The organism is Cupriavidus sp. 01L46 (genome assembly GCF_056399905.1).
Genome location: NZ_JBFTSF010000003.1, coordinates 19768 through 41285, shown reverse-complemented (window position 1 = coordinate 41285; position 21518 = coordinate 19768). Strand labels below are relative to the sequence as shown.

Annotated in this window: 21 protein-coding genes; 8 read left to right on the top strand and 13 right to left on the bottom strand. The window is 66.6% G+C overall.

Annotated elements, in window-relative coordinates; all coding sequences use genetic code 11:
• Window positions 1-3: 3 nt before the first annotated feature.
• Window positions 4-549: a shikimate kinase gene (locus AC1DS3_RS01435; RefSeq protein WP_477126566.1), complete on the top strand. Its 546-nt coding sequence runs from the start codon at window positions 4-6 to the stop codon at window positions 547-549.
• Between the two features lie 62 nt (window positions 550-611).
• Here the strand turns inward: AC1DS3_RS01435 and AC1DS3_RS01430 are convergent, their stop codons facing one another.
• The 9 genes from AC1DS3_RS01430 to AC1DS3_RS01390 form a co-directional block, all read right to left on the bottom strand.
• The gene (locus tag AC1DS3_RS01430) at window positions 612-1514 is read right to left on the bottom strand and encodes an ABC transporter permease (protein WP_441638179.1); all 903 of its coding nucleotides are present in this window, start codon (window positions 1512-1514) and stop codon (window positions 612-614) included.
• 19 nt (window positions 1515-1533) lie between these two features.
• Window positions 1534-2382 (bottom strand): ABC transporter ATP-binding protein, encoded by an 849-nt coding sequence (locus AC1DS3_RS01425; RefSeq protein WP_441638177.1) that lies wholly within the window; start codon window positions 2380-2382, stop codon window positions 1534-1536.
• Window position 2383: 1 nt separating this feature from the next.
• Entirely contained in the window at window positions 2384-3418 is a 1035-nt protein-coding gene (locus AC1DS3_RS01420) for an ABC transporter substrate-binding protein (RefSeq protein ID WP_477126565.1), read from the bottom strand.
• Between the two features lie 109 nt (window positions 3419-3527).
• Entirely contained in the window at window positions 3528-4472 is a 945-nt protein-coding gene (locus AC1DS3_RS01415; RefSeq protein ID WP_441638173.1) for a TauD/TfdA dioxygenase family protein, read from the bottom strand.
• 203 nt (window positions 4473-4675) lie between these two features.
• Window positions 4676-5275, bottom strand: coding sequence for a c-type cytochrome (locus AC1DS3_RS01410; protein WP_441638171.1), 600 nt, complete (start codon window positions 5273-5275; stop codon window positions 4676-4678).
• On the bottom strand, window positions 5262-6533 hold the full coding sequence (gene soxC / locus AC1DS3_RS01405) for a sulfite dehydrogenase (RefSeq protein ID WP_477126564.1): 1272 nt from the start codon (window positions 6531-6533) through the stop codon (window positions 5262-5264). Before soxC ends, AC1DS3_RS01410 begins: the two co-directional genes overlap by 14 nt.
• 142 nt (window positions 6534-6675) lie before the next feature.
• Window positions 6676-7527 carry an alpha/beta hydrolase family protein gene (locus tag AC1DS3_RS01400; RefSeq protein ID WP_477126563.1) on the bottom strand — a complete coding sequence of 284 codons (852 nt, stop codon included), beginning with the start codon at window positions 7525-7527 and terminating at the stop codon, window positions 6676-6678.
• 40 nt (window positions 7528-7567) lie between these two features.
• Window positions 7568-8704 carry a thiolase family protein gene (locus tag AC1DS3_RS01395; RefSeq protein WP_441638165.1) on the bottom strand — a complete coding sequence of 379 codons (1137 nt, stop codon included), beginning with the start codon at window positions 8702-8704 and terminating at the stop codon, window positions 7568-7570.
• A 139-nt stretch (window positions 8705-8843) separates the two neighbouring features.
• Window positions 8844-9422, bottom strand: coding sequence for a TetR/AcrR family transcriptional regulator (locus AC1DS3_RS01390; RefSeq protein WP_441638163.1), 579 nt, complete (start codon window positions 9420-9422; stop codon window positions 8844-8846).
• 222 nt (window positions 9423-9644) lie between these two features.
• Between AC1DS3_RS01390 and AC1DS3_RS01385 the strand changes: the two genes are divergently transcribed.
• Genes AC1DS3_RS01385 through AC1DS3_RS01360 form a run of 6 tightly spaced genes read left to right on the top strand, consistent with a single transcriptional unit; the run spans window position 9645 to window position 15693 of the window.
• Complete coding sequence (locus tag AC1DS3_RS01385; protein ID WP_477126562.1) at window positions 9645-10742, top strand: ABC transporter substrate-binding protein; 1098 nt, start codon at window positions 9645-9647, stop codon at window positions 10740-10742.
• Window positions 10743-10746: 4 nt separating this feature from the next.
• A complete protein-coding gene (locus tag AC1DS3_RS01380; RefSeq protein ID WP_441638159.1) occupies window positions 10747-11595 on the top strand; it encodes an ABC transporter permease in 849 nt (282 codons plus the stop codon).
• Between the two features lie 34 nt (window positions 11596-11629).
• Window positions 11630-12451: an ABC transporter permease gene (locus tag AC1DS3_RS01375; protein ID WP_477126561.1), complete on the top strand. Its 822-nt coding sequence runs from the start codon at window positions 11630-11632 to the stop codon at window positions 12449-12451.
• Window positions 12452-12492: 41 nt separating this feature from the next.
• Window positions 12493-13335 carry an ABC transporter ATP-binding protein gene (locus AC1DS3_RS01370; RefSeq protein WP_441638155.1) on the top strand — a complete coding sequence of 281 codons (843 nt, stop codon included), beginning with the start codon at window positions 12493-12495 and terminating at the stop codon, window positions 13333-13335.
• 31 nt (window positions 13336-13366) lie between these two features.
• A complete protein-coding gene (locus AC1DS3_RS01365) occupies window positions 13367-14317 on the top strand; it encodes a TauD/TfdA dioxygenase family protein (RefSeq protein ID WP_441638153.1) in 951 nt (316 codons plus the stop codon).
• A gap of 11 nt (window positions 14318-14328) precedes the next feature.
• Window positions 14329-15693, top strand: a complete 1365-nt coding sequence (locus AC1DS3_RS01360) for an LLM class flavin-dependent oxidoreductase (RefSeq protein WP_441638151.1) — start codon at window positions 14329-14331, stop codon at window positions 15691-15693.
• A gap of 85 nt (window positions 15694-15778) precedes the next feature.
• Here AC1DS3_RS01360 and AC1DS3_RS01355 read toward each other — a convergent pair whose 3' ends face one another.
• Genes AC1DS3_RS01355 through cyoA form a run of 4 tightly spaced genes read right to left on the bottom strand, consistent with a single transcriptional unit; the run spans window position 15779 to window position 19751 of the window.
• On the bottom strand, window positions 15779-16144 hold the full coding sequence (locus tag AC1DS3_RS01355; RefSeq protein ID WP_183031587.1) for a cytochrome o ubiquinol oxidase subunit IV: 366 nt from the start codon (window positions 16142-16144) through the stop codon (window positions 15779-15781).
• Window positions 16144-16794 carry a cytochrome o ubiquinol oxidase subunit III gene (cyoC, locus tag AC1DS3_RS01350; RefSeq protein ID WP_441638148.1) on the bottom strand — a complete coding sequence of 217 codons (651 nt, stop codon included), beginning with the start codon at window positions 16792-16794 and terminating at the stop codon, window positions 16144-16146. Before cyoC ends, AC1DS3_RS01355 begins: the two co-directional genes overlap by 1 nt.
• Before the next feature lie 3 nt (window positions 16795-16797).
• Complete coding sequence (gene cyoB / locus AC1DS3_RS01345; protein WP_477126560.1) at window positions 16798-18774, bottom strand: cytochrome o ubiquinol oxidase subunit I; 1977 nt, start codon at window positions 18772-18774, stop codon at window positions 16798-16800.
• Between the two features lie 8 nt (window positions 18775-18782).
• A complete protein-coding gene (cyoA, locus tag AC1DS3_RS01340) occupies window positions 18783-19751 on the bottom strand; it encodes a ubiquinol oxidase subunit II (RefSeq protein WP_441638144.1) in 969 nt (322 codons plus the stop codon).
• Between the two features lie 691 nt (window positions 19752-20442).
• Between cyoA and AC1DS3_RS01335 the strand changes: the two genes are divergently transcribed.
• Complete coding sequence (locus AC1DS3_RS01335) at window positions 20443-21411, top strand: sulfonate ABC transporter substrate-binding protein (RefSeq protein ID WP_477126559.1); 969 nt, start codon at window positions 20443-20445, stop codon at window positions 21409-21411.
• Window positions 21412-21518: the final 107 nt, after the last annotated feature.

Sequence of the window (21518 nt, the reverse complement as noted above, 5' to 3'; positions counted from 1 at the left end):
AACTTGGATTTCGATAACCTTTTCTTCGTTGGCTTCATGGGCGCTGGCAAGACCACCATCTGCAGGACGGTGGCGCGCCGGCTCGGGCTGCCTTTTTTCGATTCCGACCACGAAATCGAGGCGCGTTGCGGCGTGCGGATACCCACGATCTTCGAGCTGGAAGGCGAGGAAGGCTTTCGCGAGCGCGAAAGCCGGGTGCTGGATGAACTCAGCCAGCGCAACGGCATCGTGATGGCCACCGGCGGCGGCGCCGTGCTGCGCCCGGAAAACCGCGAGATGCTGCGCTCGCGCGGCTGCGTGATCTACCTGTGCGCCTCGCCCGCCGAGCTGTGGCACCGCACGCGGCGCAACCGCAACCGCCCGCTGCTGCAGGTCGCCAACCCGCGCGCCACGCTGGAAGCGCTGTTCCAGGTACGCGACCCGCTGTATCGCGAGACCGCGCACCTGATCATGCCCCCGCACGGTGACAGCGTGGCGAATGCCGCCGACCGCGTGCTGGAGCGCCTGGGCTTGAGCGAGCGGGTTCTGCCGCCTCCGGTCGACCCCTGAAGCCCCTGAAACCGCCTCGCCCAGGAGTGGCGCAACCATCACATTTCCCATCACCGCCAGCCTCAGTGCTGCATGCCCCAGCGGCGCACGGTGACACGCTCCAGCGTCCTGAACACCAGGTTCTCCACCAGTAGGCCGATCAGGATCACCATGGCCAGGCCGGCGAAGACGCGGTCGGTGTACAGCTCATTGCGGTTCTGGAAGATGTACCAGCCTAGCCCGCCCTTGCCCGACGACGCGCCAAACACCAGCTCCGCCGCGATCAGCGTGCGCCAGGCAAAGGCCCAGCCGATCTTCAGGCCTGAGAGGATGGCCGGCAGCGCGGCGGGCACCAGGATCAGCAGCACATAGCGCAGCCCGCGCAGGCCGTAGTTGCGCCCGGCCATGCGCAAGGTGGCCGGTACCCCGCGAAAGCCCGCATAGGTATTGAGCGCCAGCGGCCACAGCACCGAATGGATCAGCACGAACACCAGGCTCTTGCTGCCAAGGCCGAACCACAGCAGCGCCAGCGGCAGCAGCGCGATGGCCGGCAGCGGGTTGAACATGGCAGTCAACGTGTCCAGCACGTCGCGCCCCAGTTCGGTGGACACCGCCAGCGTGGTCAGCACGAACGCCAGCACAATGCCACCGGCATAGCCTTGCAGCAGCACCGACAGCGAGATGCCGGCCTTGGCCAGCAGCTCGCCGCTGCCGACGCCCTCGGCGAAGGCCCGCGCGGTGGCGAGGAAACTCGGGAACAGCAAATCGTTATCCTGCACGCGGGCAATGATTTCCCACAGGCAGGCCAGCGCCACCAGGATCAGCGTCTTGCGCAGCCAGCCGTGCTGCCACAGGCGCTGTGGCCAGGGCAAGGCGCGCGCGACCGGCAGCGCGGTGAAGGGTTCCAGTACGCGCTCGTACTCCGCGCGGACCACCGTGGTGGCGGAAAGAGAGGTTGTGCTCGTGCTTGTGTTTGTGCTCGTCATGGTCGATCCTGGCGGGCGTTCAGCGCGCCTGCGCGGTGCGTGCAGGCGACGGCGCCGGGTGCGGCGCCTCGTCGAACAGCAGATGGTGGATGCGTTGCGCGGTAGCCTGGAACTCCGCCCCGCCCTGGCTGGCCAGGTCGAACTGGTGGCTGTTGAGCTCGGCGCGCACGCGCCCCGGATGCGGCGACAGCAGCAAGATACGGCTGCCCACCACCAGCGCCTCTTCGATCGAGTGCGTGACAAACAGCAGCGTGAAGGCGGCGTCGTGCCACAGCGTCAGCAACTCCTCCTGCATGCGCCGGCGCGTGAGCGCGTCCAGCGCGGCGAAGGGCTCGTCCATCAGCAGCACCTTGGGGCGCATCGCCAGCGCGCGGGCAATCGCCACGCGCTGCTTCATGCCGCCCGACAGGGTATGTGGATAGGCATCGGCAAAGTTGGCCAGCCCCACCTTGTCGAGGAAATGCAGCGCGCATTCGGACGCCTCGCGGCGCGACATGCCGCGCGACTGCATGAGCGGGAACATCACGTTCTGCCGCACCGTCTTCCAGGGCGGCAACTGGTCGAACTCCTGGAACACCACGATGCGGTCGGGGCCGGGCGCACTGACGGGCGCACCCTCGATCCGGATCTCGCCCTCGCACGGCGCAACGAAGCCCGCCACGGCCTTGAGCAAGGTCGACTTGCCGCAGCCCGACGGGCCGAGCAGCACAAAGCGATCGGCTGCATGGACATCGAAGCTCACCTGATGGGTGGCGCGCACCACGCGCTCGGGAGTGCGGTATTCCAGCGAGACGCCGTCGACCTGCAACAGCGGCGCGGGGGCGGCGCGCGCGGAAACCACGCGTAGCGGGGAAGGTTGCGCGGTCATGTCAGCTACCCTGCGCGGTGACCGGATCCTGGAAGAAATAATCCTGCCAGGATTTCGGCTGGTTGCGGATGGCGCCCACCCGGTGCATGAACTCGGCCAGCGCAAAGGTGTTCTGCGGCGCGACCTTGAACTGMACCTGCGGGTTCTTCAGGATCTTGACCAGCAGCGCGCGATCGATCTTGGCCTTGTTGACGCGGATATAGAGGTCGGCGGCGGCTTCCGGGTTGGCGGTGGCGAACCTGGCCGCCTCGGCCAGCGCATCGACAAAGGCGCGATAGGTCTTGGGATTGTCGTTGCGGAATTTCTCGGTGGCATAGAGCACGGTGGCCGAGCTGGGGCCGCCCAGCACGTCATACGAATTCAGCACGATGCGCGCATTGGGATTGCCGGCCAGCTCCTGCTCCTGGAACGGCGGGTTGCCGAAATGGCCGCTGATCTCGGTACCGCCGGCGATGATGGCCGCGGCCGCATCGGGATGCGGCACCGCCACCGTCCACTTGTCCAGCCGGTTGAACTCCTTGTCGCCCCATTGCTTGGCCGCAGCCAGCTGCAGCACGCGCGACTGCACCGATACCGATACCGCGGGCAGCGCGATGCGGTCCTTGTCGGTGAAGTCGGCGATGGTCTTTACCTTGGGATTATTGCTGACCAGGTAGTAAGGGAAGTTGCCCAGCGATGCCACACCCTTCACGTTCTGCTTGCCGTGCKTGCGGTCCCACACCGTCAGCAAGGGGCCCACGCCCGCGCCGGCGATATCGATGGCGCCGGACAGCAGCGCATCGTTGACGGCGGCGCCACCTGACAGTTGAGTCCATTCCACCTTGACGTCCACGCCCTGCTGCTTGCCTTGCTTCTCGATCAGTTGCTGGTCGCGCGCCACGTTGAGCAGCAGGTAGACCACGCCGAACTGCTCGGCGATGCGGATCTTCCCTTCCGCGCGGGCCGCGCCCGTGGCCGCCATGCCAGCGGCAAGCGTTAGCGCGACGACGCCACGCGGCCAGCGGGCGGAGAAAAAACGGGAACGTAGCAGGGACATGCGGGACTCCGGTGGATATTGCGGATGCGGTGGATACCGTGGATACAGTGAATTCGGCAGAGCGCGGGAGACGGGCCGGGCCCGCCCTGCAGTGTGCGATGCGTGCCGCTCAGACGGGCAGATCGCCTTCGATGGTCGTGCGGTACATCACGCGGCGCATGGCCTGCGGGCAGCCTGCTGCCAGATGCAACAGCGAGCGGTTGTCCCAGAACACCAGGTCGTGCTCCTGCCAGGCGTGGCGGTAGATATGCTCGGGCTTSACGCTATGCGCGAACAGYTGCGCCAGCAGGTCRCGGCTTTCRTCYTCRGGCAGCCCGGCGATGCGCGTRGTGAAATGCTCGCTGACGAACARCGCGCGSCGSCCGGTCTCMGGRTGCGTGCGCACCACCGGCTGCAGCACCGGGGCCACCTGCGCGATCTGCTCGGGCGTCAGGTTGGGACGCCACGGGCTGCGCTGTTGCAGCTCGGCGTATTTGGCCAGGTAGGTGTGCTCTGCTTTCAGCCCGTCCACCTTCGCCTTGAGATGCGCGGGCAGCGTTTCCCAGGCCAGGTGCATGTTGGCGAACAACGTGTCGCCGCCTTCGGCCGGCAACGCCTGGGCGTGCAGCAGCGAGCCCAGGCTGGGTTTTTCCTTGTACGAGAGATCGGAATGCCAGAAATGCCCGGCATCGCCCAGCCCGATCGGCTTGCCGTCCTCGAGCACGTTGGAGACGATCAGGATCTCGGGGTGATTGGCAAGCTGGAACTGGTGCAGCACATGGATTTGCAGCGGGCCAAAGCGGCGGCTGAACGCGATCTGCTGCGCGGGCGTGATGCGCTGGCCACGGAAGACCACCACGTGGTAGTCGAGATGCGCGCGGTGGATGCGGGCGAAGTCTTCCGCGGACAGCGGCTCGGCGAGGTCCAGGCCAACGATCTCGGCGCCCAGCGGCGCATCGAAGGGACGGATCTCGAACCGGGCGCTGCCGGGGAATGCGCCGGGTGCAGCGGGTGCGGCGGGTGCGGCGGGTGCGGTGGCACGGGAAGTTGAGGCCGGGTGGGTTCCAATCGTCATGACAGGCTCTTAAGCGGGGGACCGAAAGTGCGTAGCGGAACGCGCGCGGCACCGCGCCTGGCTGCACAAGGCAATAGCCAGGCCCGCACCGCTTGTTCAAGCTTTGCACTGTAGTGAACCCGGACTGGAGCGGTCAACGAATGTAATCGCCGCCGCTTATTCGCTTATCGCATATGGGCGTCCCGCGTGATTGCAGCGTAGTCTCAACGCGCCGGTGCGCCGCAGCCGCGGCGGCAAGGCACGTTCGCCGTATCGGGCCGCGCGTCCGCGACGAAGCCATCGCGATTCGGCATGCGCACCTGCGGCAACGTGCGCGCGTCCAGCACGGCATCCGCCGGCACGATGCCGTTCAGGTGCAGCAGATACGCGGTGACCGCATAAACCTCATCCGCCTTGAGGCTCTGCGGCGCGTTGTATGGCATGGCCCGGTTGATGAAATCGAACACTGTCGTCGCATACGGCCAGAAGCTGCCGATGGTCTTCAACGGCGGCTTGCCATTCACGCCGCCGCCTTTCAGGCTGCCATGCCCGCCGACCAGCGCATCGGCCGGCTTCCCTTCGCCTTTCAAGCCGTGGCACGCGGCGCACTGGTTCTCGTAGACCTGCTTGCCAAGTGTCACGCTGCCGCTGCCTGGCGGCAGCCCGGCGCCATCCGGCGTGACATCGATGTTCCAGGCGGCGAGATCGCGCTCGCTGGCCAGCAAGCCAATGCCGTAGGTTTGCGCCTGTGCCTGCGCGCAGACCGCGGCCATCGCCAGCACAGCGGCGGCAACGTGGGTACGGTGGGATTCAAGCGCGCGCATTGGCAATGCTCCCGTCGGCGCTGACGCGCCAGGCTTGTATGGCGTTGTAGTGGTAGGTGGACTCATAGCCGCGCGCGGCCACCAGCTGGTCCGGCAAGGGCTGCACATTGCCCGCCTCGTCGATGGCGCGGCTTTGCAGCACGGCAGGGCCGCCCTCCCAGCGCCATGGCAGGCGAAAGCGCGTGAGCGCGCGGTCCAGCACGGGATCCTGCAACTGCGCCTCGCGCCAGTTGCGCCCGCCGTCCACCGACACTTCCACTCGCCGGATGCGGCCGTAGCCGGACCAGGCAAGGCCGGAGATTTCATAAAAACCTCTGTCGCGCAACCGGTGGTCCGGCGCGGGAAAGGTGATCACGGACTTCACATCCATCATGAAGGTGAACTGGCGCGCGCTGCCGTCCGGCAATGAGTCCGTGTACTTGGATGTCTCCTCGCGCGTCATGAAGGGCGCGCGGMCGAGCTTGAGCCGGCGCAGCCATTTGATGCTCATGTTGCCTTCGAAGCCCGGCAGGAACAGCCGCAGCGGGTAGCCGTGCTCGGGCCGCAGCATCTCGCCGTTCTGCGCGTAGACCAGCAGCGCGTCTTCCATCGCCTTGGCCATCGGCACGCTGCGCGTCATGGTGGCGGAGTCGGCGCCCTCGGCCAGCAGCCAGGCGGCCTCCGGGCGCACGCCCACTTCTTCCAGCACGACGGAGAGCGGCACGCCCGTCCATTCGCAGCATGACAGCAAGCCGTGGCTGATCTGCACGGAAGTGGCGCTGGGCGCGCGCCATTCGCGCCCGGTATTGCCCGAGCACTCCAGGAAATGGATGCGCGAAACCGATGGCAACCGCACCAGGTCGTCCATGGTGAAGATGCGCGGGCGGTCCACCAGGCCATGCACGGCAAGGCGGTGCTGCGCCGGATCAATCTGTGGGATGCCGGCGTGGTGGCGCTCGAACACCAGGCCCGTGGGCGTGATGATGCCGCGCAGGTCCTGCAGCGGCGTCATGGAGGAGTTCGCGCCGGGCATCGGCGCGGGGCCGCGGTTGCGCCGGATCACGTTCTTCTCGAATGCGGAGGGCTGGCCGTAGGCGTGCCACAGCACCGGCTCGCCCGGGGCCCGCGTCCATGGCGGCACCGTCAGCGTTTGCGCGCGCGCGGGCACGGCGCCCAGCGCCGCCGCAGCGCCCAGGCTCGYGCCCATGCCTGCCCCCTGATGCAGGAAGCGGCGCCGCCCGGCCTGCGGCAGCTTGCCTTTGTCGTCCTTGTTCGTCATTGCCTCACGCCTTGCCTTGTCCACTGCACACAAAGGGCGAACTATAGGACCGGCTCAGGAACGGAGGAACGAAGGAAAACGCATGCCGATATGATTTGCGCCCGCTGATTGACACCCGCTGATTGACACCCGCCTTGCCGGCTCAGTCCGGGCGCAGCGCTGCCGGGCCGGCGTGGCGCCGCAGGAACGCGACGACACGCGCCACCACGTCCGCATCCTTCAGGATGCGCCGGTGCCCGAGCCCCGCCGCCGGCACGAGTTCCGCCTGCGGCCAGGCGCGCGCCAGCGCGACGGATTCCGCATAAGGCATCTCGGCGTCGCTGGGGTCGTGCAGCAGCAGCGCCGGGTGGCGCAGGCCCGGCGCCAGCCGCGCCAGGTCCATCACCGTGGCCGGCTGCCCGAGATATAGCTCAAACCGCTCGCGCAGCAGCGGCCGCAGATCCTCGGGCAACCCCGCCGCGTGCGCCACATAGGCGAGCACGCGCACCAGCGACGACGGGCCGGCCAGATGCACGCTCGCACGCACGTCGAGCCCATGCGCAAAGGCATAAAGCGCCGCGGCCGAGCCCGCCGAATGCCCGATCGCCACGTCGAACGGGCCCAGCGCCAGCGCCACGCTGCCGATGGCGCGCCCGCATGCCACCACGTCGGAGCGCGTACCGGGCGAATCCCCATGCGCCGGCKCGTCGAAGGCACAGACGTCGAAGCCCGCCGCCGTCAGGGCCGGCACCCATGCCCCCCAGTGACTGGCGCGGCTTTCCCAGCCATGCACCAGCAGCACGCGCGGCGCCGGTGCCGTGCCCCGCGCAGCCGGCCAGGTCCAAGCGGCAAGCTCCACGCCCTCGTGCGCGACGCGCTGCGCTCGGCCGCTTTCCAGCCACTGGCGCTCGCCCTCGGCAAGCGGGAAGCGGCGCGGTTCGATGAACGCCTTGAGCGCCTGCGCCACACCGGCGGGCAATGGCGCTCCGGATGCGGCTACGTCGGTCTGTTCCATACGGGATCTCCTCGATATCGTGTGTCGTGTTCAACCCGGCTCAAAGCGCTTCGAGCACGGTGGCAATGCCTTGCCCGCCGCCAATACACTGCGTGGCCAGCGCATAGCGTCCCTGCTCACGCGCCAGCAGGGACGCCGCCTTGCCGGTGATGCGCGCGCCGGTGGCGCCCAGCGGGTGGCCCAGCGCCATGGCGCCGCCATCCAGGTTGACCGTGCCGGGGTCCAGGTCCAGTTCGCGGATGCAGGCCAACGCCTGCGAGGCAAAGGCTTCGTTGATCTCGACCACGTCGAGTTGCCGCACCGACAGCGCGGCACGCGCCAGCACCTTGCGCGTGGCGTGCACCGGGCCCATGCCCATCTCGGCCGGATCGCAGCCGATGGTGGCCATGGCGCGGATGCGCGCCAGCGGCTGCAAGCGGTGGCGCGCAACGAAGGCTTCGGTGGCGACCAGCACCACCGCTGCGCCATCGGTCAGCGGCGAGGCGGTGCCGGCCGTGACCACGCCCTCGGGGCCAAAGGCCGGACGCAACGCCGCCAGCGCTTCCAGCGAGGTTTGCGGGCGGATACAGCCGTCGGCGTCGATGCGCTCGCCATCGCCGCGCACCACCGGCACGATCTCGCCGGCCAGCCTGCCCTGCGCGCGCGCCTCGGCGGCCTTGTGGTGCGACGCCAGCGCCATCCGTTCCTGGTCCTGGCGCGACACGTGATAGCGGCGCGCCACGTTCTCGGCGGTCTGCCCCATGCTGATATAGGCATCGGGGTAGTCGCGCAGCAGGTCGGGACTGGGCGAGGCATTGAAACCACCTTGCGGCACCATGCTCATCGACTCCACCCCCACGCACAGGTAAGCCTCGCCGATGCCGGCCTCGATCTGCGCGGCGGCCATATGGATGGCGGACATGGACGAGCCGCAAAAGCGGTTGATCGTCATGCCCCCCACCTGCTGCGGCAAGCCGGCCAGGAAGCCGACGATGCGCGCCAGGTTGGATCCCTGCGGCCCTTCCGGATAGGCGCAGCCGAGAATCACATCCTCCAGCCCAGCAGGATCGAAGTCGGCGCGCTGCAGCAGCCCGCGCACGGCCTGGGCCGCCAGGGTGTCGGGCCGGACCTGGGCAAGGGCACCCTTGGCGGCGAAATGGAAGGGGGTACGGGCGTAGGCGGCAATGAGAGCTTGCATGACTGGGACTCCGTCTGGTTCAAGATGCGCGCGGGCGCTTGCGATGCCGTTGCGTTACCGCAACCTACCAACCATATGGTAGGGTAACGGTGCCAAAAAAAGGCACGCTTGCGGGCGTGCCTCGTTGCTTCAACATGCATCAGAGCGACAGCGCTTGCCTGGCGAAGGCGACCGCCTGATCGAAATCCTCCACCCGCCCGGTCATGCGCGCGGACAGCAATGCACCCTGGCAAGCCGCGAACAGCGCGGCGGCCGCCGGGCCGGCCTGCCGGCCCAGGCCCATCTCGCGCAGCACCCCTTCCAGCCAGTCAACCTGCGCGGCGCGCAAGCCGCGCACGGCTTGGCGCAGGGTCTCGTCGATGCAGTCCCAGCCGGGCGCCAGCGCGCCGGCGGGGCATACGCCGCTGCCCGCGTGCAGCGCCTCGCGGAACATCCGGCAATACGCCGCCACCTTCTGCGCGGGCCGGCCAGGCAAGGCTTCGGACCAGGCCCGGAACGCCGCCGTGGATTCCTGCAGGACTTCCACGCCGAGCGCTTCCTTGGTCGGGAAATGATGATAGAGGCTGGCCTTGCGGATGCCGACCTGGTCGGCGATGTCCTGGAAACTGAAGCCAAGGTAGGAGCGCGTCTGGATCAGGTCGCGCGCCACGCGCAGCACATGGGCGCGCGTGGTGTCCGTGGTGTGCGTGGTATTGGATCGGGCCGTTGCGGTGGGCATGGGTTCGGCTGGTACTGCGGCTAGGCTTATATCCTACCTACTATAAGGTAGGCTTTGGCCACCGTCAACCTGGTCCGCCAGCCAGTTGACGGCAGCCCCACCCCCGGCTTATGCAGGCAACCCATAACCAAAGCCAAAAACATTCGTTCTGTCGCGCCAAAGGCACCGCGTATCTTGAGAGCCGTTGATGACTTTCACTGCTCCGATAGGAAACCAGCCAAGATGGCAATCACGCGACGAACCCTCCTCAAACGCTTTGCCGTGTCCGGCCTGGGTGCCGCCGCATCCGCCAGCCCGCTGAGCGCATTCAGTGCCAACGGTGGCGCCAGGCCCGACGTGATCCGCATTGGCGTGGCGCAGCCGGCCACCGGCACGCCGCCCACTTTCGCGGGCAGCTCCATGGCCATCGCGCATGCGCGCGGCTGGCTGGAAGAAGCGTTCAAGCCGTCAGGCACGCGCATCGAATGGCTGTTCTTCAAGGGCGCGGGGCCAGCCGTGAACGAAGCCATCAGCACCAACCAGCTCGATTTTGCGATGCAGGGCGACCTGCCCGCCATCGTGGCGCGCGCCGCCGGCCTCAAGACGCGGCTGGTGCTGGCCACGGGCGTGCGCACCAATATCTACATCGGCGTGCMACCCGACTCCCCGCTCAAGACGGTGGCGGACCTGCGCGGCAAGCGCGTGTCGCTGTTCAAGGGCACCAATATGCATCTGCCGGCATTGCGCCTGCTTGAGGCCAACGGCCTGGCCGAGAAGGACCTGCGGTTGCTGAACCTGGACACCGCCGGCTACCTGGCCGCGCTCACCACACGGGATATCGACGGCGCCATCGGCGCCATGGATATCCTGCGCCTGCGCGACAAGGGCGCGGTGCGCATCCTGTACTCGAGCAAGAACCAGTCGCCGATCTACACGCGCCAGAGCCATGTGCTGGTGACCGACGCGTTCGCCAGCAAGTACCCCGAAGCCACCCAGCAACTGGTCAAGACCGCGGTGCAGGCCGCACGCTGGGCCTCTGACGAAAAAAACCGCGAAGACGTGCTGCGTACGTGGGCGCGCGCCGGCACGCCCTACGAGCACTGGAAAGAAGACTACGAAGGCGAACCGCTGCGCGTGCGGCTGAACCCGAACTTTGACCCCTTCCTGGTGAGCCGCTACAAGGACGCCACCGAGCAGGCGTACCGCCTGCGGCTCTCACGCGCGAAGTTCGACGTGGACCAGTGGATCGACCCGAGCTTCCTGAAGGCCGCGCTGAACGACCTGAGCCTGCAGAGCTATTGGCCGGTCTACCAGCCCAACGGCAAGATCCTCGGAGCCTGACGCGATGGCAGCCAACGAGACCCTGGCGCTGCCGGCCGTGGCGGGCAGCGCCCCCACACAAGGCGGCAAGCGGCTGCGCGGCTGGCGGCCCACCCGGCAGCATGCCGCGTGGCTGCTGGCCTGGCCGGTGCCGCTGACGCTGCTGCTGGTCTGGTACGTGGCGGCGCGCTTCGCGTGGATTCCGCCGCAGGTGCTGCCCGCCCCCGACACCGTCTGGCACACGCTTACCGAGCTGTACCAAAGCGGCGAGCTGCAGGCCAACCTGGCCGTCAGCGCATTGCGCGTGGCCGGCGGCTTTGCGCTGGGCCTGGCCGGCGGGCTGGCGCTGGGCGTGGCGATGGGCCTGTCGCCCAGCTTCCGCGATTACGTCTATCCCACCTTCAAAGCCTTCAGCCAGGTGCCCGTGCTGGGCTGGCTGCCGCTGCTGATGCTGCTGGTCGGCATTGACGAAGCGCTCAAGATCATCTTGATCGCCAAGGCCTCGCTGGTACCGATCGCGCTCAATACCTACAAGGGCATCCAGAACGTGCCCACGCGCTATATCGAGGTGGCGCGGGTGCTGCGTTTCACGCGCTGGCAACTGCTGTCGCGGGTGGTGTTTCCCGCCGCCGCCGCGCCGATCTGGAGCGGCATCCGCTACGGCCTGACGCACGCGTGGCTGGCGCTGGTGGTGGTGGAGCTGCTGGCCTCCTCCGAAGGGCTGGGCTACATGATCGTGTACGGCCGGCAGCTGTTCCAGCTCGACATGGTGATTGCCGCGGTGATCGTGGTGGGCGCGGTGGGATTCGCGCTGGACAAGGTGCTGGCACTGGCCGAGCGCGCGGTATTGCGCTGGCGCAAGCCGGGGCTCTGAGTTGCGGCGCAAGACAACAGCAAAGGAAAACAACATGGCCGATGCCTCCTCGACGCTGGTCGCGAAATCCGGCAACCCGCGTTCCCTGCGTATCCMGCGCGCGTTGCGCGGCTGGGTCCTTCCTATTGGCCTGATCGTCCTGTGGTGGGCCGCGGTGCGTTTTGGCTGGAGCACTTCGCCGCTGCTGGTGCCGGTGTCCAAGGTCTGGGCCACGGCGGTGGACCAGGTGCGCAGCGGCGCGCTCTTTGTCGCGCTGTCGGCCAGCCTGTGGCGCGACGTTGCCGGCTTCGCGCTGGGTGCCAGCGTGGGCCTGTTGTTCGGCACCGCGCTGGGGCTGTCGCGGCTGTTCGAGCAACTGGTGGGACCGACGTTCCACACCATCAAGCAGATCTCGCTGTTCGCCTGGATCCCGCTGATCTCGGTCTGGTTCGGGCTGGGCGATACCGCCAAGGTGGTGTTCCTGTCGCTCGCGGCCTTCTTCCCCGTGGTGCTCAACACCTTCGAAGGGATCCGCGCCGTGCCCGCCGATCTGCTGGAAGTGGCCAACGTGCTGAAGTATTCGCGCCGGCAGGTGCTGCTGCGCGTGGCGCTGCCGTCGGCCTCGCCGTCGATCTTCGCTGGCATCCACCTGGCCCTGATCTACGCCTGGCTGGCCACGCTGGGCGCCGAGTACATGCTGGTGTCCGGCAAGGGCATCGGCAACACCCTGACCGATGGCCGCGAGAATTTCTGGATGGACCTGGTGATCTTCGGCGTGATCGTGGTCGGGCTGGTCGGCTTTACGCTGAACTGGATCGCCAGCCGCATCGAGCGCCGCCTGCTAGCGTGGCGCGGGCGCTCGGTCGCCGCCTTCTGATCCTGAACCCATTGCTTCTGAACCCATCCCGGAGACCTGTCATGGCCCGAGCCGGCACGCTCGATATCGCGCACCTGCGCAAGCAATATGAAGTCAAGGGCGAGCCCCTGCCCGTCCTCGAAGACATCACGCTGTCCATCGCGCCCGGCGAGTTCGTCAGCATCGTCGGTGCCAGCGGTTGCGGCAAATCGACCTTGCTGCGGCTGGTGGTGGGGCTGGAGGAGGACTACAAGGGCGAGATCCTGCTCGACGGCAAGCGCGTGGTGGGCACCAGCCTGGACCGGGGCATCGTGTTCCAGGAGCACCGGCTGTTCCCGTGGCTGACGGTGGAGCAGAACATCCGCATGGCGCTGCTCAATGCCAACCTGACCGAGACCGAGAAGCGCCGCACGGTGCGCGAGCATATCGTTCTGGTGGGGCTGGCCGGCTTCGAGACCGCGTTTCCCCACCAGCTATCGGGTGGCATGTCCCAGCGCGTGGCCATTGCCCGCGCGCTGGTCACGCGCCCGGAGATCCTGCTGCTCGACGAGCCCTTCGGCGCGCTCGACGCCCTGACCCGCGCTTACCTGCAGCAGGAACTGCACCGCATCTGGCAGGCCGAGGGCATCACCATGATCCTGGTCACCCACGATGTCGAAGAAGCCATCTACCTGGGCGATCGCGTGGTGGTGATGGAGCCGCGCCCCGGGCGCATCCGGCGCATCCTGCCCGTGCCGCTGGCCCATCCGCGCGACCGCGCCGCGCTGGGCTTTGCGCGCGTCAAGGACGACGTGCTGCAGGAATTCACCCGGCGCCTGGCCGATCTCGCGGAGGCGCCCATCAAGCGCGAACCCGATCCCGAATACACCGACCGGCTGCCGCCCAACATCCAGTTCGCGATCTGAATCGCGCCCCTCGCCCACAGGAGAAGCCCAAATGACCCAGCAGCAATCCGCAGCACAAGTCACGCTAGACATCCACCCGGTAGCCGGGCGCATCGGCGCCGAGATCCGCGGCGTCAAGCTGGCGCCGGACCTCGATGCCACCACCTTCGGCGCCGTGCGCGCCGCGCTGCTGCGCCACAAGGTGCTGTTCTTCCGCGACCAGGATCACCTGGACGACAAAGCACAGGAGGGCTTTGCCAGCCTGTTCGGCAAGCCTGTGCCCCACCCCACCGTGCCCTCCCGCGACGGCACGCGGTTCCTGCTCGAGCTCGATTCCGAGCACGGCGGCCGTGCCAACTCCTGGCATACCGATGTGACCTTCGACCTGGCCTACCCGCAGGTGTCCGTGCTGCGCGGCGTGGTCATTCCCGCCGCCGGCGGCGACACCGTATGGGCCAATACGGCTGCGGCCTACCAGGATCTGCCCGAGGCGCTGCGCGAACTGGCCGACCGCCTGTGGGCGCTGCACACCAACGACTACGATTACGCCGCCACCCGCAACACGGTCAGCACCGAAGCCATCAAGCGCTACCGCGAGGTCTTCACCGCCGCCATTTACGAGACCGAGCATCCGGTGGTGCGCGTGCACCCGGAAACCGGCGAGCGCACGCTGGTGCTGGGGCACTTCGTGAAGAAGCTGCTTGGCTACTCGTCCTCCGACTCGCAGCATCTGGTCTCCGTACTGCAGGACCACGTCCATCGCCTTGAGAACACGGTGCGCTGGCGCTGGCGCGCCAACGACGTGGCGATCTGGGACAACCGCGCCACCCAGCACTACGCCATCAACGACTACGGCGATGCGAAACGCGTGGTGCGCCGCGTCACCATCGCGGGCGATGTGCCCGTCAGCGTGGACGGACGCCGCAGCGTATCGGTGAAGTCCGCCGCGCCCAAGCAAGCCGAGCCGGCCAACCACGCGGCGCCGGCGCGCGCCGCCGCATAAGGAAGCCACAGATGAGCCAACCCGCGCATCAGCGCCAGCTCAAGCTCGGCGCCTTCCTGCAAGCCACCGGCCACCATGTGGCCGGCTGGCGCCACCCCGGCGCACAGGCCGACGCCGGGCAAAATCTTGCGCACTACGTGCGGCTGGCGCAAAGCGCCGAGGCCGCGCAGTTCGATACGATCTTTCTCGCCGATGGCGTCGCAATCCGCGCGCTTGACGACGCCACCCTGCCCCGCACCGCGCGCGCAGCCAGCTTCGAGCCGCTGACGCTGCTCTCGGCACTGGCCGCGGTGACCGAGCGCATCGGCCTGGTGGCCACCGTCTCCACCACCTACAACGAGCCCTTCCACGTCGCACGCAAGTTCGCCTCGCTCGATCACCTCAGCGGCGGCCGCGCCGGCTGGAATGTGGTGACGTCGTGGTCCGACGCCGAGGCGCGCAACTTCAACCTGGACAAGCACCCCGAGCACGCCGACCGCTACGCGCGCGCCGAGGAATTCGTGGATGTGGTGACAGGGCTTTGGGACACCTGGGAAGACGACGCCTTCCTCTACGACAAGGAAAGCGGCCTGCATTTCGCGGCTGACAAGCTGCACGCACTGGATCACCACGGCAAGCATTTCCAGGTACGCGGGCCGCTCAACGTGTCACGCCCGCCGCAGGGCCATCCGGTCATCGTGCAGGCGGGCTCGTCCGAGGCCGGACAGGAATTGGCGGCGCGCACGGCGGAGGTCATCTTTACCGCGCAGCAGTCGCTGGAAGACGCCCAGGCCTTCTACCAGAGCCTGAAAGGCCGGCTGGCGCGCTATGGCCGCACGCCCGACCAGCTCAAGATCATGCCGGGCGTGTTCCCCGTGATCGGACGCAGCGAGGCCGAAGCGAAGGAGAAATTCGAGTCACTGCAAAGCCTGATCCATCCGGCCGTGGGGCTGGCCCTGCTGTCGCAGAACCTCGGCGGCGTGGATCTGTCCGGCTACCCGCTCGACGGGCCGCTGCCCCACGACCTGCCCGAGCCCAACGGCGCCAAGAGCCGTTTCCAGCTAGTGACCGGGCTAGCCCGGCGCGAGGCACTGACCATTCGCCAGCTCTACCTGCGCGTGGCTACCGCGCGTGGGCACTGGTCCATTCATGGCACCGCCGAGAGCATCGCCGATCAGTTGCAGGCGTGGTTCGAAGGCGGCGCCGCCGACGGCTTCAACATCATGCCGCCATGGCTGCCGGGCGGGCTCGACGACTTCATCGAACTGGTACTGCCGGAACTGCGCCGGCGCGGGCTGTTTCGCGAGCGCTACGAGGGCAACACCTTGCGCGAGCACCTGGGCCTGGCGCGCCCGGCGCATCCACGCGCGTTCGGCGGCGCGCGGCAGGTGGCCTGACGGGCCAGGCTGGCCAGACAACGAAGCCAGAAACGACAAAGGCGGCCCGAAGGCCGCCTTTGTCGTCAGCATTGAGGCTTAACGCTCAATGCACCATCATATTGGCGTTCATGTTATGCATGATCCACAGCGAGCCCGCTACCACGATCAGCAGGATCAGCGCGGTGAAGGCCAGGGCCATCACGTTCCAGCGCTGCTCCGACGAGCTGTCCAGGTGCAGGAAGTAGATCAGGTGCACGACGATCTGCACGACCGCCAGGCCCAGGATCACGGCCAGCGTGGTCGAGGCTTCCAGCGTGCCGCCCATCACCAGCTTGAACGGGATGACGGTCAGGATCACCGCCAGCACGAAGCCGATCACATACGACTTGACGCTGCCATGGCTGGCGCCTGCGGACGTGGTGCCGTGCGCGTCGTGAGCGCCGGCGGCAGAGACGTTGCTATGTTCCATTACATCGCTCCCATCAGGTAGACCACGGTGAACACGCCGATCCAGACGATGTCCAGAAAGTGCCAGAACAAGGCGAAGCAAGCCAGGCGCTTGGTCATGGTCGGGGTCAGGCCCTTGCGGGAGATCTGCCACATCAGCACGGCCATCCACAGCAGGCCGCTCGCCACGTGCAGCCCGTGGGTGCCGACCAGCGTGAAGAACGACGACAGGAAAGCGCTGCGCTCGGGGCCTGCGCCCTCGGCGATCATGTGATGGAACTCGTTGATTTCCATGCCGATGAACGCCACGCCCAGCAAGAACGTGATGCCGAGCCAGAACTGCAGGCGGGCACGCTGGCCGTTATGCAGCGAGATCATCGCCATGCCCGAGGTCAAGCTGCTGAACAACAGCAGGAAGGTCTCGACCAGGACGTAGTTCAGCTCGAACAACTCCTTGCCCGACGGGCCGCCTGCCACTTCGCCGCGCAACACCGCGAACGCGGCGAACAACCCGGCGAAGATGATGCAGTCGCTCATCAGGTACACCCAGAAACCAAACACCGTGTTGGCGCTGGTGTCGTGATGGGCGTGATCGTGCGAATGATCGTGCGAGTGGGCATGCGCCTCGGCGGCGCCATGCGCGGGATAACGCTGTAGGACTTCAGTCGTCATGGTTCAGGCCTGTGACGCAATGCGCTGGAAATGGCTCGTTTCGACCGCCTGGACTTCGTGCGCGGGCACGTAGTAGTCGATGTGGTCGTCGTTGCTGCGGAAGATAAAGCTGACGATCATGCCAACCAGGCCTACCGCCGCCAGCCACCAGATATGCCAGGTCAGGGCAAAGCCCAGCGCCAGGCTGAAGGCACCGATGTAGAAGCCGGCGCCGGTGTTCTTCGGCATGTGGATCTGCTCGTAGTGCGCTTGTTGCTGCGGCACTTCGCCACGCGCCTTCATGTCGGCGAACGCGTCCAGGTCACGCACCACCGGGGTGTGCGCGAAGTTGTAGAACGSSGGCGGCGACGAMGTKGCCCACTCCAGCGTACGGCCACCCCAGGGGTCGCCGGTCACGTCGAGGAGTTCCTTGCGGCGGCGCACGCTGACCACGATCTGCAGGATCTGGAACAGGATGCCCAGGCCGACAAACGCGGCGCCGAGCACGGCCACATACAGGTACGGGTTCCACGCCGGATTGTCGGTGTGGTTCAGGCGACGGGTCATGCCCATGAAGCCCAGCGCGTACAGCGGCATGAAGGCCAGGTAGAAACCGATGATCCAGCACCAGAACGCGTACTTGCCCAGGCGCTCGTCGAGCTTGAAGCCGAAGGCCTTCGGGAACCAGTAGGTAATGCCGGCAATGTAGCCGAACAGCACGCCACCGATGATCACGTTGTGGAAGTGGGCGATCAGGAACAGGCTGTTGTGCAGCACGAAGTCAGCCGCAGGCACTGCCATCAGCACGCCGGTCATGCCGCCGATCACGAAGGTGACCATGAAGCCCAGCGTCCACAGCACGGGCGTGGTCATCTGCACGCGGCCGCGGTACATCGTGAACAGCCAGTTGAAGATCTTCACCCCGGTCGGGATGGAAATGATCATCGTGGTGATGCCGAAGAACGCGTTCACGTTGGCGCCGGAGCCCATCGTGAAGAAGTGGTGCAGCCAGACCAGGAACGACAGCACCATGATGGCGCAGGTCGCGTAGACCATGCCCTTGTAGCCGAACAGCTTCTTGCCGGAGAACGTCGAGATGATTTCCGAGAAGATGCCGAATGCCGGCAGGATCAGGATGTACACCTCGGGGTGGCCCCAGATCCAGATCAGGTTCACGTACATCATGGCGTTGCCGCCCATTTCGTTCGTGAAGAAGTGCATGCCCAGGTAGCGGTCAAGGCCCAGCAGGCCCAGCGTGACGGTCAGCACCGGGAAAGCGGCGATGATCAGCACGTTGGTGCACAGCGCGGTCCAGGTGAACACCGGCATGCGCATCAGGGTCATGCCCGGGGCGCGCATCCTGAGAATGGTCACCAGGAAGTTGACGCCGGTCAGCAAGGTGCCCAGGCCCGAGATCTGCAAGCTCCAGAGGTAATAATCCACCCCCACGCCAGGGCTGTACGCAATGCCGGACAGCGGCGGATAGGCCAGCCAGCCGGTGCGCGCGAACTCGCCGACGCCCAGCGAGACGTTGACCAGCATCGCGCCGGCAACAAACAGCCAGAAGCTCAGCGTGTTGAGAAACGGGAAGGCCACGTCGCGCGCGCCGATCTGCAGCGGCACGACCAGGTTCATCAGGCCAGTCATCAGCGGCATCGCCACGAAGAAGATCATGATCACGCCGTGGGCGGTGAAGATCTGGTCGTAGTGCTCAGGCGGCAGGATGCCCGGCGAGCCGTTGGTGGACAGCGCCAGCTGGGTACGCATCATGATGGCGTCGGCAAAGCCGCGCAGCAGCATGATCAGCGCAACCACGGAATACATGATGCCGATCTTCTTGTGGTCGACCGAGGTGAACCAGTCGTTCCACAGCCATTTCCACTTGCCGAAATAGGTGATCAGCGCGCATAGCGCCACGCCACCCAGCGCCACCATCGTCAACGTGCCCATGATGATGGGCTCGTGGAACGGGATGGCATCCAAACTCAATTTGCCAAACATCTCTACTCCTAGGAATTCGAGCCCGGCGCCGGCGTAGCGGGCGCGGCCATGGACACCTGGCTCACGCCAAGGGTGTTGCGCGAGGTGCAGACGGGACCAAACGAGGTGCCGTTGCCGGCGATAGCGCCACCGGCGCCGTCCATGTACTTGTGCAGGATGCCGTGGTACAGCTGCGGATCGACCTTGGCGTACAGCGCCACGGGATTCGCCTCGCTGGGCTTGGCCAGCGCGCTGTAGTCAGCCAGGGTCAGCTGGCTCGACGAGGCGCGGACCTGCTTGACCCACGCCTCGAAGTCGAAGTTCGACACCGACTTGGCCTTGAATTTCATGCCCGAGAAGCCGCCGCCGCTGTAGTTGGCCGACATGCCGTCGAACGCGCCGGTCTCGCTGGCGATCAGGTGCAGCTTGGTCTCCATGCCCGCCATGGCGTACACCTGGCTGCCCAGTTGCGGGATGAAGAAGGAATTCATGATCGAATCCGACGTGATCTTGAAGTTCACGGGGGTGTTCACCGGGAACGCGATCTCGTTGACCGTGGCGATGCCCAGGTCCGGATAGATGAACAGCCATTTCCAATTCAGCGCAACCGCCTCGATGGTGATCGGCTTGACGTTGGATTCGATAGGCTTGTAGGGGTCCAGGTCGTGCGAGGACTTCCACGTGATGATGCCCAGCACCAGGATGATCAGGCAGGGAATCAGCCAGACCACGACTTCGATCCCGGTCGAATGGGACCAGTCCGGCTCGTAGCGGGCCGACTTGTTACTGGCGCGGTACTTCCACGCGAAGGTGAAGACCAGCACGATCACCGGCACCACGACGAGCAGCATCAACCAGGTCGCGATCAGGATGATGTTTTTGACGTCGGCGCCAATCTGGCCCTTCGGATCTAGCACGGCCATGTTGCATCCGGCCAGCAAGAGCAGGGCGGCGCAAGGCATTAGCCGCGTCCAACGCGGAAGTTTGGGTATCTTCATGTCACGACTGGTTGAGTTGGCCACGGCAGCGACGGCGCGGCGTGATTCTGCTGCCAGATGCAGGAGCAAGAGGCAGGCTTAAGGCTTGGGGGAAACTGGGTCAGATCCGGGTCAAGCGACCGGTGTGCCGGGGGACGCGCCGATCAGCGGCAGCCTGGCTTGGTCCTTGTGGGACGGATCAAAGTGGGACTGCGGCGGTCCACACAGGAGGACGTCGGCGTGGCGCGGCCCGGCGAGCTTGCCTGGTGGGCAAGCAGGGAATTCGGGTGAGGTTCGCGGTACGTCAGACATCGTGGCCGCGAATCTACCGCATCGCAGCATTGAGGGTAAACCCGTGATCTGGAACACACTGTCCGGAAAATCGGACAATGCAGCTTCTTCTGCCATCTCGCCGGCAACACCCAATTAAGCCGGGACATTTTTGACTGCGGCAAGGTGTCGCAGGGGTGCGCACCCTTGAAAGCAGCTGCACAAACCGCAACGCGCGTGCGGTGGGCAGCGGGGTGGCAATGGGGTGGGAAAGCAGGATGCCACGGACCGCCGAAACGTGCTTGCCACCGCGCGGCGCCCGCCGCGGTTCTATCCAAATGCAATAACCTTCGTTCCCCTCCTCGCGCGATTTCGCAACCATAGGGCCGCATCCCAACCTCAGACCCTTGCTACCGCATCGTCGACTTCGGAGAACATCGCAATGCATCCTTTCCGCCAATGGCTACCCGTCGTCGGCCGCGCCCTGGCCATCGCCGCGCTGTCCTGGTCCGCCGCCGKCCATGCCGCCGACGCGTCGGTCCGCGTGGGCTACCAGAAGGCCGGCCTGCTGGCCGTGCTCAAAGCGCAGGGCTCGCTGGAGAAAAAGCTCGCCCCGCTCGGCGTCAAGGTGGAGTGGAAGGAATTCCCCGCCGGCCCGCAGTTGCTGGAGGCGCTCAATGCCGGCGGCATCGACTTTGGCTACACCGGCGCGCCGCCGGCAGTGTTCGCCCAGGCGGCCCGCGCCAACTTTGTCTACGTGGGCGCAGAGCCCGGCGGCAAGACCAACGAGGCGCTGTTCGTGCTGGAGAAGTCGCCGATCCGCTCGGTGGCCGACCTGCGCGGCAAGCGCATCGCCTTGCAAAAAGGCTCCAGCTCCAACTACCTGCTGGTGCAGTTGCTCAAGAAGCATGGGCTGGCCCTGCAGGATATCCAGCCGATCTACCTGCCGCCCGCCGATGCACGCGCCGCCTTCGAGAGCGGCAACGTGGACGCCTGGGTGGTCTGGGACCCGTACTACGCGCTGGCGCAGAAGGCGCTGAAGGTGCGCACCATCGCCGACTATGAAGGCGTGCCCTCCCCCTTCAACTTCTATGAAGCCGCCAACGGCTTCGTCAAGGCGCAGCCGCAAGTGGTCAATGCCATCCTGGAGCAACTGCGCACGACCGGCCTGTGGGTGGTGAAGAACCCCGGCGAGACTGCCGCCCTGCTCGCGCCTGCCGTGGGCCTGGACGCGCAGGTCGTGGAGACCTGGCTCAAGCGCGTGCCGTACGGCGCCACCCCGGTAACGCCGGAGGTGATCGCCGCCCAGCAGCGGGTGGCCGACCTGTTCCACGAGCAGAAACTGATCCCCACCGCCGTCAAGGTCAAGGACAACGTCTGGCAGGCGAGCTTCCCCCTGGCCAGCCAGTAAAGGGGCCCATGCCCACATCCGGGGGCGGGCCCGCGCAGCCCCGCCCCCGGATGACACACGCGAACCACGGTTGCTACCATGCCCGTTCCTGAGCGTATTCATTCCAA

Bases quoted from the DNA above. Each gene is read 5' to 3' on its own strand.
- AC1DS3_RS01430 (WP_441638179.1), bottom strand. From the start codon at position 1,514: ATGACGAGCACAAACACAAGCACGAGCACAACCTCTCTTTCCGCCACC.
- AC1DS3_RS01425 (WP_441638177.1), bottom strand. From the start codon at position 2,382: ATGACCGCGCAACCTTCCCCGCTACGCGTGGTTTCCGCGCGCGCCGCC.
- AC1DS3_RS01410 (WP_441638171.1), bottom strand. From the start codon at position 5,275: ATGCGCGCGCTTGAATCCCACCGTACCCACGTTGCCGCCGCTGTGCTG.
- AC1DS3_RS01395 (WP_441638165.1), bottom strand. From the start codon at position 8,704: ATGCAAGCTCTCATTGCCGCCTACGCCCGTACCCCCTTCCATTTCGCC.
- AC1DS3_RS01390 (WP_441638163.1), bottom strand. From the start codon at position 9,422: ATGCCCACCGCAACGGCCCGATCCAATACCACGCACACCACGGACACC.
- AC1DS3_RS01380 (WP_441638159.1), top strand. From the start codon at position 10,747: ATGGCAGCCAACGAGACCCTGGCGCTGCCGGCCGTGGCGGGCAGCGCC.
- AC1DS3_RS01370 (WP_441638155.1), top strand. From the start codon at position 12,493: ATGGCCCGAGCCGGCACGCTCGATATCGCGCACCTGCGCAAGCAATAT.
- AC1DS3_RS01365 (WP_441638153.1), top strand. From the start codon at position 13,367: ATGACCCAGCAGCAATCCGCAGCACAAGTCACGCTAGACATCCACCCG.
- AC1DS3_RS01360 (WP_441638151.1), top strand. From the start codon at position 14,329: ATGAGCCAACCCGCGCATCAGCGCCAGCTCAAGCTCGGCGCCTTCCTG.
- AC1DS3_RS01355 (WP_183031587.1), bottom strand. From the start codon at position 16,144: ATGGAACATAGCAACGTCTCTGCCGCCGGCGCTCACGACGCGCACGGC.
- cyoC (WP_441638148.1), bottom strand. From the start codon at position 16,794: ATGACGACTGAAGTCCTACAGCGTTATCCCGCGCATGGCGCCGCCGAG.
- cyoA (WP_441638144.1), bottom strand. From the start codon at position 19,751: ATGAAGATACCCAAACTTCCGCGTTGGACGCGGCTAATGCCTTGCGCC.